A 13,519-nucleotide genomic window follows, 5' to 3' on the forward strand; every position below is an offset into this window, starting at 1 on the left:
TATTATTACAATCAAGAAAGACCACACCAAAGTCTGAATGGTGTAGCTCCTAATATTTTTAACCAAAACTGTCAACGAATTAGTTAACCTTTACAATTTCGACTGAAAGGAGAAATCTTTTGTTTAATAGGTTTTTGAACAACGTATAGATTTCTCAGTTATTACCATTCCTTCGAAATGACCGCAATTAGATGATGATTCGTTACTCGTACTTTACTTGGCACGTGTCACAAGTATAGGTATTCTTATTAATGGTGATTTTATCTAGTTTTCTGACAACATCAGCAATAAAACTATTGTAAATCTCTTTACTCGGATTGTCATTTTGACCTTTCATAAATGAATAAAACTCACCATCGTATTCATGTCGTCCCCAACAGTTCGGACAAACACCTTCTGGAGCTTTTTCCGTAGTTTCATTTTTTCTTTTTCTATTAAAGAAATCTCTTACATTTTCAATTAAACTCATATGATTTACTTTTTTAAAATTATGTTGGTGAAATAATGTTTGCAATCTAAAAAGTGTTGCTCTACAGTAAAGTTAGTTGTTTGCGCTAGTTGGTTAATTTCGTTTAAATTGTATTTTTTCGATAGCTCTGTCCAAATCAATTCGTCATAATTAAAATGAAATTCTTGGTTTAATTTTTTTAAGAACACACTTTGTTTTCTTAAACTGATGAGGTAGCTGTTTACTTCTCCATTTTCAGGATTGTAATGACAATAAAAATCAAAATCGTCTAACCTGAAATCGCCCTCAAATTCATCGTTGATTCTTGTTAGCAAATTTAAATTGAAGCGCTTTGTGATTCCATAAGGATCGTCGTAGGCATTTTTTATTGTAATCGGATTTTTTTGTAAATCGACACCCAATAACAGTTTATCACCATCTTTCATGTTTTTATTGAATAGCGAAAGAAGTTTTACGGCTTCGTCGTTACCATAATTTCCAATATTACTACCTAGAAATAATAATAAACTAGGAATGGTTGTTTGTACATTTTCTTTTGAAAGTACTTCAAAATAATCTCCAACTCTTGGGTGAATATTTAATGTTGGAAGTTTAGCTTTTAATTTGTCTACTAAACTATTCATAGCTCCTTGTGAAATATCAATAGGGACATAATAAAAGTCAATATTATGGTTCACTAAATATTCCAAAAGCTTGAAAGTTTTCATACCATCTCCGGCACCCAGTTCTACAATATTAAAGGGTTGATTGAAATTTACCGCATCAATGATTTGCTTAGCTTGAAGAGAAAGAATTTCAAATTCACTCGAGGTTAAATAATACTCTGGCATTTCCATGATTTCCTGAAAGATTTTACTTCCAGTATCATCATAAAAGTATTTAGAAGATAGATGTTTGTTTTTCGAAGATAACCCTTCGATGAGATCTTTTGCAAATGTTTGATTCATAAATTGATCTTTATTTGATATCTGTTTAAGAGACGAATTATTTTACCAATCGGATTCCAGAGAACATCCAACGTAATTCTGGATGAAAAAAGTTTCTATATGTTTTTCGGCTATGATTTTTCGGAGTAGCCATAGAAGCCCCACGCAAAACATGTAGATTTACCATAAACTTACCATTGTACTCTCCAAGTGCTCCATCAGCTTTTTTAAAATTTGGATAAGGTAAATAGGCACTAGCTGTCCATTCCCACAATTGTCCCCAATTGAATTTTTCTGAAGCTACTTCCCATTCAAATTCTGTAGGAAGACGCATTTTTTTCCATTCGGCAAAGGCAAAAGCTTCGTAATAAGAAATATTCATCACTGGAAGCTCCAGGTCGATTTCAGTAAAACCGTTGGTGTGATAATAATGCCATTTGTTCTGAAAAAAATGCCAATACAGTGGTGCGTTAATGTTGTTTTGTTGAACCCAATCCCAACCTGCGGCATGCCATAAATTAAAATTACGGTAACCACTATCTTCAATAAATTCAATGAACTCTCTGTTTGTAACCAGTTTGTTGGCAATAGAAAATGGTTGAATGTAGGTTTTATGTACACCTAATTCGTTATCAAAACAGAAATCATTCGATACATGTCCAATTTCATACACACCTTCTTCTACGCTAAGGAACTTAAAGTCTTGTGTTTCTTCTTGTAAAGAATAGTCTAAAGGAATGTTTGGAAACGTTGGTTGATGACCTAAAATATATTTAATATCATAGGCTAATAACTCTTGATGTTGTTCCTCATGATTAATCCCTATTTCTATTATTTCTTTAATCTCCTCAGTTACATCAGTTGATAGAAAAGCTAAAGTTTTCTCAGTAACGTAATTTCTATAAGCATATACTTCCTTAACTGTTGGGCGTGTCATTAATCCACGATTTGGACGTAAAACCCGATCTCCAGCATTGTTGTAATAGCTGTTGAATAGAAAGGCAAAATCATCATTATAAACCTTATAGTTTTTGTCAAAGGCAACTAAAATAAACTGCTCGAAAAACCATGTGGTATGTGCTAAATGCCATTTTGGAGGGGATACATCCACAACAGGTTGGACGGAGTAATCCTCTATTTCTAAATCTTTACAGATAAATTCCGACTGCTTTCTACATTGGAGAAATTTTTCTCTTAAATATTCAGTATCTATCATTTTAAATTTTGGTTATGTCTTATTCTTCAATTTTTACTCCTCTCCAAAAAGCAACGTGGTCTTTTATTTGAGAAGCTCTTTCTGAAGGATGCACATAATACCAAGCAGCATCTTTATTCTCTTTCCCGTCAACCGTAATAGTGTAATATGAGGCTTGTCCTTTCCAAGGGCAAGTACTGTGGGTTTCTGTACTTTGAAAATATTCTTTATTGATGCTTTCAGGTGGGAAGTAATGATTTCCTTCTACCACAATAGTGTTATCGCTTTCAGCAATGATTTTGTTGTTCCAAATAGCTTTCATAATTATAATTTTAAAATGAATAAAATAATCCTAGCGATAGTAGTTAGGTCTAGTTTAGTAGTTCAGTGTCAAAATAAACTTCGCTAGCAACGGTTTTATGCACAGGGCATTTTGACGCAATTTCCTTTAATCTTTGTTGTTGACTTTCATCCAGATTTCCAACAAATTTTAATTTTTTAGAAATATGATCTATTCTTCCTGGCTTTTCAACATCCAAGCTTAGTTCATCGCTGTGTTTTTTAGAGTAGGTGATGTACACATATACTTCTTGTAAGTCCCATTTTTTTCGTTGCGCATAAAGTTTGAGCGTCATTGTAGTGCAGGCAGCTATACTGGCGCTTAAATAATCGTATGGAGATGGTCCGAAGTCATCACCACCAAAACTTGTAGGCTCGTCTGCTAAAAATGAATGATTCTTAGTTTGTAATGATGTTGTAAAATTATCTTCCAACAAGTTTAAATGCCCTATTAATTGCTCTCCATTAGTATCGAGCATAGTGTTTTCTTTCGGTTCAAAAAAACGTTGTGCCCAAGAACCAATCATATTTCCAACATACAAACTATCTTTATTTTGAGAGAGTAAATGATCCGCATTGTCTAAACTAATGAAGCTTTTTGGGTGTTTTGCATTGTGATACAAGTCATGAGCATTGCTAATTTCAACCACAGAATCCACTGGAGAATGCATGATTAAAATAGGTTTTCTTAATTTTTTTGTGATTTCAGGCAAGTCGGTTTTATGGAAATCCTCAACAAATTCCTGATTGATTTTAAATGGTCGTCCACCAATATTTACCTCAACTTCCCCCTTACTTTGTACCTCATCAATTGCATGTGAAAATAAATGAGTAACATGGCTGACTGTAGCAGGTGCACCAACGGTAGCTACTGCTTTTATATTTGAAAGTTTCGAAGCGGCTACTACTGCAGCGGCGCCTCCAAGTGAATGTCCAATGATTAAACTTGGCGCTTGAAAGTTTTCAGAGATATAATTATTCACAGCAATTAAATCGTCAACATTTGCAGAGAAATGACTTTCAGCAAATTCTCCTTCACTTCTTCCTAGTCCTGTAAAATCAAAACGAACCACACCAAATCCATGATTGGTTAAAGCTCTACTAATATTTTTAACGGCATTTAAGCTACTTGAGCAAGAAAAACAATGCGCGAAAATGGCATAATAATGCGGCTTTTGATTGGCAGGAAGTTCTATATAGGCTCTTAGTTTGTATTGCTTGTTATTTTCAATGTCAAGTCGGATGGTTTTCATAATGTGCTTTCGTTTTTTAAATGACTTAATTCCTCAACTTTTACCTCTTTCGAAAATCGAGTCAGTAAGACTTTTAGTTTTGGATTAATAAAGGTTTCACAAAATGGTTTGGTCGGATTTTTTTTATAATAATTTCTAATTTCTTCCCGAGAAACTTTAAATTCTACAAAAGGAAGAACTTTCGTAATAATTTGGTGATCAAAATCGGGTTGGAACGAATCAATATATTCTTTGCAAATTTGTTCTTGCTCTTTAGAAAATGTATAAATGGCGGATCTATATTTTTTTCTAAAAGAATGATTGCTGGTACTTTTGTGGGTATGTAAATGGATTTCGACCAGTGTTTTTAAATCGATTATTTGTTCATTGAAATAAACAATAACCGCTTCTGAAAAACTCTCATCTTCATCCGAAGAAGCAATCCAACCTTGTTCAACACGAATAACTCCTTTTAAATGTTGAAAAACAGCTTCCGTACACCAATGGCAACCGCCACCAAATCCTATTTTAATATCATTATTCACTTATAAATTATGATTGTTTTCAAATTGGAACTTTCTAATTCCTACAGCGCGGAAGGCGTAAATAATTAGAATGACAAAAGCAATGAACATAAAAATAGTTCCAGTGTATAATAACAAACTAGGAATATCATAAAACGACTTGTTTTCGAATATGGCTCCTAAAATTCCAGATAAAACATATACTCCCGAAGCTAAATAGAGTAGGGCACTTGCCCTAGTTAATAAGCCCAGTTGCTTTATTTTTTTACTCGAAATTATATGTTGAAAATCGGTGCATTTATTACTTAATAATTGATTCAATTCAGTACTTAAACTTGTAATCTGACTGGTAGTTGATAAAATCAACATTCCTAAAGCGGGTAAAATCGTTATGGGTAAATACCAATCGTGCATTATCTATGAGTTTAAAAGTTCATTAATTTTCAAGTCTAATCTGTAAAGAGCATTATTAGGATCTGATCCAAAAATTGAATATACCAGATTACCTTCTTTATCGGTCAATAACCAGTGTGGAGTACCTCCCGCTTGATATTTTCTGAAGGTATTTGTATCGTTTAGATCTTTATAGAATGGGAACCGGATATAAAATTCTTCCTTGGCATTTTCAAAATCTTTTAATTCATATTGCGGACCTTCAAAACGCGAGTGAATTCCGATAACCTGAATATGCTCTCCATTTTCAACAACAACTCTGTTGGCATAAGGTAAGGCTCTTCCTTTACAGCCAGGACACCCTAGATTAAAAAAGAGAATTAAAACAGGTTTTCCCTTGAGTTCTTCCAAAGAAGGAATGTTCCCTTGAAAAATGGATGTTAATTCCCAATCAGGAAGTAGTTTACCAATTTGTAAATCGTTCGTATTCATTAATTCCAAGTGAGTTTTTTGCGTTCATTCCAGTAAAATTCAGCGGCTACTTTAAACTTGGAAAGTTCATTGATTTGAGTATCCGTAAGTTTTACTGTTGTTGCATTTAAATTACTTGCTAAATGTGTTTCATTATTGGCTCCACTTAGCACAATTGCTTCAGGGTAAATAGAAGTGCAATAGCTTAAAATAATAGCGTCTCGCCCTACTTGAAATTGGTTTTCGAGTTTTTCCAAATAGGAATAAAACGAATTGTATTCAGGGTAGTTGTTATTACTAAAAACTCTGCCATTAGCTAAAGCTTCTTTTATAATGAGCTGATTTCCGTTTTTAAATACATGATCAATTTCACGTATGCTTTGTTCAAACATATTAAATGTACATTGATACACTGAAAACAAAGTTTCATTCTCTATTGATATAGCACTGGCTTTTTTAAGTATTTCCAATTGATTAGCTCCTGAAGCTGTAATTCCAACTTTAATATTGTGTTCTTTTTTTATGTCATGAAGTCGTTTTAAAACATCGCCATTTTCCAGAACACCAGTATCTAAGGTAGCCGAATGAATTTGGTAAAAGCTTAAATGTGGTAGTAATTGTTTTGATACTTCCCACTGCTCATTTAACTTACTTAAGCTATGTTCTTTTACCTCATGAATTTCTGCATTTGGATCAAAATTGGCAACGTAGGTATAACCCCACTTTGTTCCTACTTTAATAGAAGGATCATTTTTTTCTTCCAGCCACTCAATTAATAATTGCTCAGACATTCCATAACCAGGAGCTGTATCAAAATAGCGAATGCCTTTTTCGTAGGCAGATTCTAAAACTTGTTTTCCTTTCAGCTTAAAATCATCAAGATTAAAAACACCACTTTCTTTTGTGGTGTTTTTAATATTAATGTATAATGGTCTCCCAATAGCAGCGGTTCCAAGACCTATATTGGAAATTTTTGTCATATTATTCAATATAAGGTATTTGACCTTGGGCAAGTTTTAAACGAGTCCAAACATTCATGTTAATTACAATAGCGGCGATTTCAGCGATTTCTTTTTCCGAGAAAAACTCAGTCATGTTATCGTGATATTGTTGAAAGTTTTTATGAGTTCCTTCCGTTAAAACATCACAATATGCCAAGGCTGCTTTTTCTTTGTCGGTAAATAATTCGCTATTCCACCAAGAAGAAATGTTGTCGGTTTTTGCTTCGTTAATTCCAACCTCTCTTGAGGTTTTTGCATGTAAAATAACACAGTAGGCACATTCGTTTTTCTGAGCAACACGCAATCGTAATAATTGAGCTAGTTGTTTGTCCACTTCCAAATCGGCAGTGTAGCCGAAAGCTCGAGCCATTTGTTTGGCTAGGTCATGAAAAGGTGTTTCATCAGGGTTAAAGCGAATGTTTTTGAATTTGGTTTCGTTCATAATTATGCTGGTATAAATGAGTTGTCAAATCTTTCAAAATGACAGGTATATCCATTTGGGTTCTTTACTAAATAGTCTTGGTGATAATCTTCAGCAACCCAAAACTTTGTAAAAGGTTCTATAGTCGTAACCACTTTGCTTGGCCATCTTTTTGAATCGTCAACAATTTTGATAAAGTCTTCAGCGATTTGCTTTTCTTCATCATTCTGATAAAAAATAGCCGATCGATAGCTTGATCCACGGTCATTTCCTTGCCTGTCAACAGTTGTTGGATCGTGCATTCTATAGAAATAATCCAAAATCTCTTTAAAATTAGTTTCATCAGGATTGTAGGTAAGTTCAATACCTTCTGCATGTCCTGGGTGATTTCTATAAGTAGGGAAGTCATTTTCTCCACCTAAATACCCAACTTCCGTATCTACAATTCCTGGTCTTTTTCTAAAAAGGTCTTCCATTCCCCAGAAACAACCTCCTGCTATGTATGCTTTTTTGTAATTGCTCATTGTAATATTTGATGTATAAGATTAATGTTTGTTCACTAAGTGAAATTTAACTCACAATTCCCTCTGTATTAAATGGGGTAATTGACTATGTCAAAGTTACGATCAAGAAGCTGTTTTTTCCATATACATTAATCATATATACTTGTTTATTTTACTCACTAAATTTACTATTTGTAAAGTGTAATTCAAAGAAAAGTCTGATAATAAGATTTTTATGCTTTGGTTAAGTTTACTTTCGTATAAGTGGTTCTACATTGTATAAGAAATGAAGTACCTTTTCATCAGGCATTTCACAAGGTTTTAGTTTTTCTTCTGTTGAAGTTATATAGTAATTCAAGCTAATAAAATCTGCGCCTCCCAATTCTTTGGCATATACTTTAAAGGATTTCCCTTTGTTAAAAGAGGCTTTTGTAATTCCATACTTTTTCTTCATGTAGATACCTTCTGAATATCCTTCAGGTAAATCTTTAATTATTTTTAAAACTACAGAGTTCAAAGAATTCTTTTTTAAGATAAATCGTTTTAGGAAAGTAGTAAGCAAAATACAAAGTTTAATATACTGATTCTATTTTAAATGTATTCCCATTAAACACAAAAGACTCTCCAGTTTTTTTTCCAGCCAATTCTTTGTAAATAGGAGCATTGGTTGAAATTCCTATAAAATTTCTACCATCAATAGTAAACATTGGTTTTGAAACCGCAACAATCATGCATCTTCCATTTACGCTTATAACCGCACCAGGTTCCACAACTTTTTTTGGAGTAAAAGAAATTTTATGGATGGTTTCAAGATGTTCTAAATGCACATGTGCTTGTTCTTCTAACTGATCCGATATTTCTATACTTTGTCGATGATGTGATTGATCGTCATCATCAATAACCTCTGTTTTATCGAGTAGATTTCCAAGTAAGAAATCGTCATATTTCATTTCAGCTTCATCGATATGATGTTTTTCTAAAGCAATTAATGCTTCCTTCAATTTTACTTTGTCCATTATTGAGTTTTAGATTAGAATTCGTAACTAATATGTAGCCCTCCAAATATTCGGAAGTCTTCTCCTGCAAGCACTCCTATCGTAGGGCCAAAATGTATTTCACCTACATGAAAGGCAAATTCACTTTCTAGATATGCCGAGACTTTTGTGTCCTTATGTTCATTAGGTAATGAAAAACTTGGTCCAAAGTTCAGAGTTAGAAATTTATATGGTTTATGACTCACAAGCGCGGCAATTTCATGCTCAAGTTCATCTTCGAAAATGATAGAATACCCAACACCAAAAGCCCATTTATGAGTGGTCCAATAGGTTAGGTGGGTTTCTATAGCACTATTCCAATGTTTGTGCTCAGGACTGTATATTCCGATTCCTGATAGTACAATCTCAAACCCAGGATCCTTTTCTTTTTTATGTGAAGTTTCGCTATGTTCAGGATGCTCTTGAGCACTACATAAGGCTGTTGCAAATAGAAAGGCTAATGTAAGTATTGTTGTTTTCATATATTATTTGTTTTTAATTAGGCCGAACCTGGCTAACATTTTCTTTTCCATATTCCAGAAAAACTTATGTTGACCTACCAACCAGCCCATAGTTACTAGGAGTATTTGGTAAATAATAAACATGATTAAAATTCGTAGTGGCCAAAAAAATAGCGGTGACAGGGCAGTTTGGGTAATATTCAAAGAATGTAATAGTGGTTTGGCTAAGAATATAGAAAGTGAACCATTAATTGTAAAAACTAGCAAAATAGTAATAAGTTGAATGTTCGAAGTAATGTTCCACTTTTTCTTGAGTTGTTTCATTTTTATAATTTGAGTTTGTGAGATGAAATAAAAGAGACTCACTTAACCAAAGCAGTAAGTTAAATGAGTCTAAAGATGTACTTCTAATGAAGTACTCAATCAATCTATATAAACTAATAAGACTCTAGTTTCTAGTTTAAAAATGTTGCACGAACCATGTCGTTTCCAATAGAGTGACACGATACGCATCCTTTTACTCCATTTCCATAGGCAGCTTTCTTCGAAATATCCTTTCTATCTAATACTTCATACCAAAACCATCCACTTCCATTGTCAGTTTTTTCTTGAGTTTTCAACATTACTGACCATCCTAGTTGCTTACCATCTTTAAATTGCTCTTTAATAGCATAAGATCCTACGGGATGCTCTTTATTACCAGCTTTCACTGATTCAGCTAATTCAGTACTAATGTAGCTTCTAACGGTTTCATGAGGCCCTGCTGATTTATGAGTTTCTTTTTCTTGGTATTTTAGTTTTTTATAAGCTTCTGTATTTAAGAAAGCGAATAATTTATCCTCTTTTAGAGGAATGTCGAATTTTTTATCAGTTGGAGTAGGAGCAGTAGCATCCCAAATTCCAACCTCCTTCGATTCTTCTTTTTTCTCAGCTACACGTTTAGCACCGTCTTCTGGGTTTATGTCTCCGGCTCCTTTTGCTGCACGTAAAACAGGGTAGTATTGCGTGAATACAAAATCGTCGTCGGCATTTGTGTCATGGCAGGCTGCACAGGCTGCATAAGGAAATTGTTTGGTTCTCTCTTTTAGAATTCCTGTTTTTGGTTGTGTAAAGCTAAATATAGCCCAGTTCCCTGGTTCGTTTGGAAAGTGTTCCTTGCTTTTTACTGAAGCTTCCAAACCAATAAATTCACCTTCAAAATATCCATTTCCACTAACAGCTGAAGTCGCTCCAACGCTAACAAGTTCTTTTACTAATATGGTCCCTTCTTTGAATATTCCAGTTTTTTTATAATGATCATAACTTGCTGGATCAATATATACGTTATGCATTTCAGGGAAAGGAGCCTTACCACCATTTAGGTCATTTGGTGTAACAGGGGTTCCAACGAAAACCCAAGAACGATAACCTGTAGGTCTTATTAGCTCTCCATTTTCCATAGTGAAAAAGCTTTTGTTTTGATAGCTGTTGTCACTCATTCCTTTTGAACTACCATTGGAGCATGATGTAAAAATTAGCAAAATGAGTGCTATGTTACATAAAGTAAGTTTAATTTTCATTTGAAATGTGTTTTAGTTATTTATTGAATTTTGTTAATGTTATTTTAAAGGTAGTGAGTAGGTTAAGATTTTTGTTGGACTATTTTCCAATGGATTCGTTGTTTGTTTTTACTAAAAGTTGCTCGTAATTTTTTTTAAATTCCAATGCCGAAATTCCAGTGTGTTTTTTGAAAAAACGAGAAAAATAAGCTGGGTCGTCAAACCCTAGTTCAAACCCAATTTCTTTTACACTCAAGGACGACTTCATTAATTTTTTTTGAGCTTCCAGAATTATAAAGTTGTTAATAATTGTACTTGGTTTATTGTATCCTTTTTTTGTAAACTGTCTCAATAATTCTTTTGGAGGAGTGTTTAAGCCTTCACCATAAAATTTCACGAAATGAGTTTCTTTTTCTTCAAGAGAAAACAACTTTTTAAATTGAGTAACTTTAAAATCAATCGTATCTAAAAATTTTGCATGTAAAAGACATATTACCAAGTTAAATAGGTAATGAGTTTTAAAATACGGGGTGTTTTTCGTATTAAATGATGATAGTTTAATTTGTCGTGTTATATGATCTATTTCGTTAACAATCTCTTTGTTTTTAATTTTGAAGAGACTATTAAACTCATTAAGTTGATTACAAAAAGCCGTGTTGAAAAAACTTTTAATCGACTCTTCTTTGGGTTGACCAAATGAAATTTGATATAGTTTTTGAGCCCCATCTGGTAAATGAAATACATCATTAGGATTTAATGCTATTAATGTATTAGAAGGGATTTTAATTTGTTTATAGTTAAACCAACAGTTTTCAATAGTGTGTTTATTCCATAGTATTTGATAATCGGTTCCGTTTTCTATTTGGGTTGTTGATTTTGTAACTATTTCTTGATATTCAATATCTTGAATCAATATCATATATTCAGTTTGCGTTTCATAGCAAATTTATGGGAACAAGGTCTGCGAGGAAATGGATAATTTTCCTAAATAGTTGTATATATTTCTGTTAGGTGTGGGTTGCCATTTTTAAGTTGACACTCTTGTGAGAAGTCTAAGAGGTGTTCTTAGAAAACTGACTTAAAAATTTCAATATAATTATTAAAGAATTTTAATCTTAATTGGTGAGTAAACTATTTTTAAAGTGAATGGGGCTCATACCTTTATGTATCTTAATAAATTTAGAAAAGTGTGAGCTGCTGCTAAAACCTAATTCAAAAGCAATTTCTGATATATTTTTATCCGAATGAATTAATAATCTCTGTGTTTCAAGAATGATTCTATCAATAATAATAGAACTAGGTGTTTTATAGTTGTTTGAATTGAAAACATTGGTAAGTGTTTTGGGAGATTTATTTAAAATTTCGGCATATTCCTTTACTTTGTGCTTTGTTTTAAAATGTTGTTCAACAAGTAAGTTAAAACTTCTAATTAAATCAACGTTTTCTTGGGTTTCATTAGTAATATTCAGATTTTGTTTGATTAAACGAGTTGATAGAATTAGAATTTGTTTCAGTATTGTTCTTAGCATTTCCCCTTGAAGAGAATCTTTAAACATAAATTCTTCTTCTAGCATGACATAATACATGTTAAATAAGTCTATTTTTAATTGTGAAAGCTTTATTTCCGTGGGTAAAGATGAGCCATAGAAAAGAAGCCCGTTACAAGAAACTTCTTTGTCGTGATCGCGAATACAATAAAACTCTCTATTAAAAATGAAGGCGAGTACTTCTTCGTTTTCGTTTTTATGTAATTCTATTTGATTTTCAGGAGTGCAAAAAAGAAGACAGTCCTTGTTAAGATTCATTTTATATCCATCAATGGTAATAGAGGAACTATCGTTTTTTACCCATAAAATTTTAAAGTAAGCAGTGCTTTTTATAAAGCTTTTATATGAAAGGTCGCTAAAATCAGTAATAATAAACTCACTCTGATTGGAGATTTTTTGGTATTTAAAGTTCATATGATTTCATGTTGAGGGAAACGTACATTTAAAGGTACTAAAATTAGTTGATTTTAAATGAGGTGGTTGCGTTGAGGTATTTTGTTTTTTGGGATTATGGATACTTAAAAAAAGTATAAGTAAAATCTTATTTCAATGTGATTCTACTAATATTTTCAAACCAGTTGATCAGATACTTTCTTTCTTCAAGCGTGATTTTTTTGGAAGGACGTGCTAAAAGATAATTTTTAGGAGGCATACTCTGATTTTTTATATTGAAAGTACTAGCAGATAAAGTTGATAGTTTACGCCATTCTTCATAATTTTTCCATTCTGAAAAGTTTACCGTTGTTTTTCCTTTTTTAATATTACTGTTCACTTTCCATGAGATAGGAGCTATATAATCGAACCAAGCATAATCTGTACGATTTGAATGGCAGTCGAAGCAACTATTTTGAATAAGATTTTTCACCTTTTCAGGAGCTTTTAATTCGTCGAAAAACTTGTAGGAGTTGACCTTACTCTTATTTAAAGAGAAAGGGCGATAGAGTTGAATTAGTAGAAAGCTTACAACGAGAATTAAAAGAAAGCTTTTTATTCTACTAATGAATTTATCCATTCGGTTAATTTGTTTTGTTGAGTCTTTGATAAGTTGGCGCTACCGTGAATTTTAGTGTAGATGGGCAAAGGCATTTTGCCTTCATACATTTGAAACATAATTTCTCCAGCGAGTTCAATCTTTTTCTTACGAGGATAGGTCTCCCAATCTGAGAAGTTGAGTTTTTGCTTCCCTTTTGAAACATCGTAATCTATTAACCAAGCAACTGGAGCAATGTTAGAGTACCAATATTTTTTTGTTTGATTGGAATGGCAATCGTAACAAGTGGTTTTTATAAGAGTAGCTATTTCTTCGGATGGTTTATTAGAATAAATAATATCGTTAGGCGTAAGTTTCTTGTAAATGGGTTTGTTAGGTCTGTAAAATTGTATTGCTGTTAAAAGAATTACAAACGATATGATAAACTTTTTCCTAACGATATTATTCTGCTTTGTCATTTTGGGTTTAATTAAA

20 protein-coding genes are annotated in these 13,519 nt (G+C 32.7%); all 20 read right to left on the reverse strand.

The genetic code is table 11. From position 1 onward, the window contains the following. Positions 1-202: 202 nt before the first annotated feature. The 20 genes from ACKTTV_RS17745 to ACKTTV_RS17840 all read right to left on the reverse strand — a co-directional run bounded on the left by ACKTTV_RS17745 (position 203) and on the right by ACKTTV_RS17840 (position 13,503). A complete protein-coding gene (locus ACKTTV_RS17745; RefSeq protein WP_408032215.1) occupies positions 203-469 on the reverse strand; it encodes a hypothetical protein in 267 nt (88 codons plus the stop codon). Positions 470-474: 5 nt separating this feature from the next. Continuing rightward, positions 475-1,416 (reverse strand): L-histidine N(alpha)-methyltransferase, encoded by a 942-nt coding sequence (locus tag ACKTTV_RS17750; protein WP_408032216.1) that lies wholly within the window; start codon positions 1,414-1,416, stop codon positions 475-477. Positions 1,417-1,453: 37 nt separating this feature from the next. Continuing rightward, positions 1,454-2,611: an ergothioneine biosynthesis protein EgtB gene (egtB, locus tag ACKTTV_RS17755; protein WP_408032217.1), complete on the reverse strand. Its 1,158-nt coding sequence runs from the start codon at positions 2,609-2,611 to the stop codon at positions 1,454-1,456. A gap of 19 nt (positions 2,612-2,630) precedes the next feature. After that, a complete protein-coding gene (locus ACKTTV_RS17760; protein ID WP_408032218.1) occupies positions 2,631-2,912 on the reverse strand; it encodes a DUF427 domain-containing protein in 282 nt (93 codons plus the stop codon). Between the two features lie 49 nt (positions 2,913-2,961). Next, the gene (locus ACKTTV_RS17765; protein WP_408032219.1) at positions 2,962-4,182 is read right to left on the reverse strand and encodes a bifunctional alpha/beta hydrolase/OsmC family protein; all 1,221 of its coding nucleotides are present in this window, start codon (positions 4,180-4,182) and stop codon (positions 2,962-2,964) included. Further along, positions 4,179-4,706, reverse strand: a complete 528-nt coding sequence (locus ACKTTV_RS17770; RefSeq protein ID WP_408032220.1) for a peptide-methionine (S)-S-oxide reductase — start codon at positions 4,704-4,706, stop codon at positions 4,179-4,181. Before ACKTTV_RS17770 ends, ACKTTV_RS17765 begins: the two co-directional genes overlap by 4 nt. After that, positions 4,707-5,099, reverse strand: coding sequence for a hypothetical protein (locus ACKTTV_RS17775; protein WP_408032221.1), 393 nt, complete (start codon positions 5,097-5,099; stop codon positions 4,707-4,709). A gap of 3 nt (positions 5,100-5,102) precedes the next feature. Beyond that, on the reverse strand, positions 5,103-5,570 hold the full coding sequence (locus ACKTTV_RS17780) for a TlpA family protein disulfide reductase (RefSeq protein ID WP_408032222.1): 468 nt from the start codon (positions 5,568-5,570) through the stop codon (positions 5,103-5,105). After that, the gene (locus ACKTTV_RS17785) at positions 5,570-6,529 is read right to left on the reverse strand and encodes an aldo/keto reductase (RefSeq protein ID WP_408032223.1); all 960 of its coding nucleotides are present in this window, start codon (positions 6,527-6,529) and stop codon (positions 5,570-5,572) included. The genes ACKTTV_RS17780 and ACKTTV_RS17785 overlap by 1 nt, the downstream gene beginning before the upstream one ends. A gap of 1 nt (position 6,530) precedes the next feature. Further along, positions 6,531-6,992 carry a carboxymuconolactone decarboxylase family protein gene (locus ACKTTV_RS17790; RefSeq protein ID WP_408032224.1) on the reverse strand — a complete coding sequence of 154 codons (462 nt, stop codon included), beginning with the start codon at positions 6,990-6,992 and terminating at the stop codon, positions 6,531-6,533. 2 nt (positions 6,993-6,994) lie between these two features. Further along, positions 6,995-7,495, reverse strand: coding sequence for a peptide-methionine (S)-S-oxide reductase MsrA (gene msrA, locus ACKTTV_RS17795; RefSeq protein ID WP_408032225.1), 501 nt, complete (start codon positions 7,493-7,495; stop codon positions 6,995-6,997). 229 nt (positions 7,496-7,724) lie between these two features. Further along, entirely contained in the window at positions 7,725-7,991 is a 267-nt protein-coding gene (locus ACKTTV_RS17800; RefSeq protein WP_408032226.1) for a peptide methionine sulfoxide reductase, read from the reverse strand. A gap of 55 nt (positions 7,992-8,046) precedes the next feature. Further along, positions 8,047-8,490 (reverse strand): hypothetical protein, encoded by a 444-nt coding sequence (locus tag ACKTTV_RS17805; RefSeq protein ID WP_408032227.1) that lies wholly within the window; start codon positions 8,488-8,490, stop codon positions 8,047-8,049. A 14-nt stretch (positions 8,491-8,504) separates the two neighbouring features. Further along, positions 8,505-8,990 carry a hypothetical protein gene (locus ACKTTV_RS17810; RefSeq protein ID WP_408032228.1) on the reverse strand — a complete coding sequence of 162 codons (486 nt, stop codon included), beginning with the start codon at positions 8,988-8,990 and terminating at the stop codon, positions 8,505-8,507. A gap of 3 nt (positions 8,991-8,993) precedes the next feature. After that, a complete protein-coding gene (locus ACKTTV_RS17815; protein ID WP_408032229.1) occupies positions 8,994-9,293 on the reverse strand; it encodes a DUF6787 family protein in 300 nt (99 codons plus the stop codon). Positions 9,294-9,424: 131 nt separating this feature from the next. Further along, positions 9,425-10,528 (reverse strand): cytochrome P460 family protein, encoded by a 1,104-nt coding sequence (locus ACKTTV_RS17820; protein ID WP_408032230.1) that lies wholly within the window; start codon positions 10,526-10,528, stop codon positions 9,425-9,427. 79 nt (positions 10,529-10,607) lie between these two features. After that, the gene (locus ACKTTV_RS17825; RefSeq protein WP_408032231.1) at positions 10,608-11,426 is read right to left on the reverse strand and encodes a helix-turn-helix domain-containing protein; all 819 of its coding nucleotides are present in this window, start codon (positions 11,424-11,426) and stop codon (positions 10,608-10,610) included. Positions 11,427-11,622: 196 nt separating this feature from the next. Next, positions 11,623-12,468, reverse strand: a complete 846-nt coding sequence (locus ACKTTV_RS17830; RefSeq protein WP_408032232.1) for a helix-turn-helix domain-containing protein — start codon at positions 12,466-12,468, stop codon at positions 11,623-11,625. 127 nt (positions 12,469-12,595) lie between these two features. Next, on the reverse strand, positions 12,596-13,066 hold the full coding sequence (locus ACKTTV_RS17835) for a heme-binding domain-containing protein (RefSeq protein ID WP_408032233.1): 471 nt from the start codon (positions 13,064-13,066) through the stop codon (positions 12,596-12,598). Beyond that, positions 13,042-13,503, reverse strand: coding sequence for a heme-binding domain-containing protein (locus tag ACKTTV_RS17840; RefSeq protein WP_408032234.1), 462 nt, complete (start codon positions 13,501-13,503; stop codon positions 13,042-13,044). The genes ACKTTV_RS17835 and ACKTTV_RS17840 overlap by 25 nt, the downstream gene beginning before the upstream one ends. Positions 13,504-13,519 lie beyond the last annotated feature (16 nt).

This window comes from Tenacibaculum xiamenense (assembly GCF_964513065.1).
GTDB lineage: Bacteria > Bacteroidota > Bacteroidia > Flavobacteriales > Flavobacteriaceae > Polaribacter > Polaribacter xiamenense.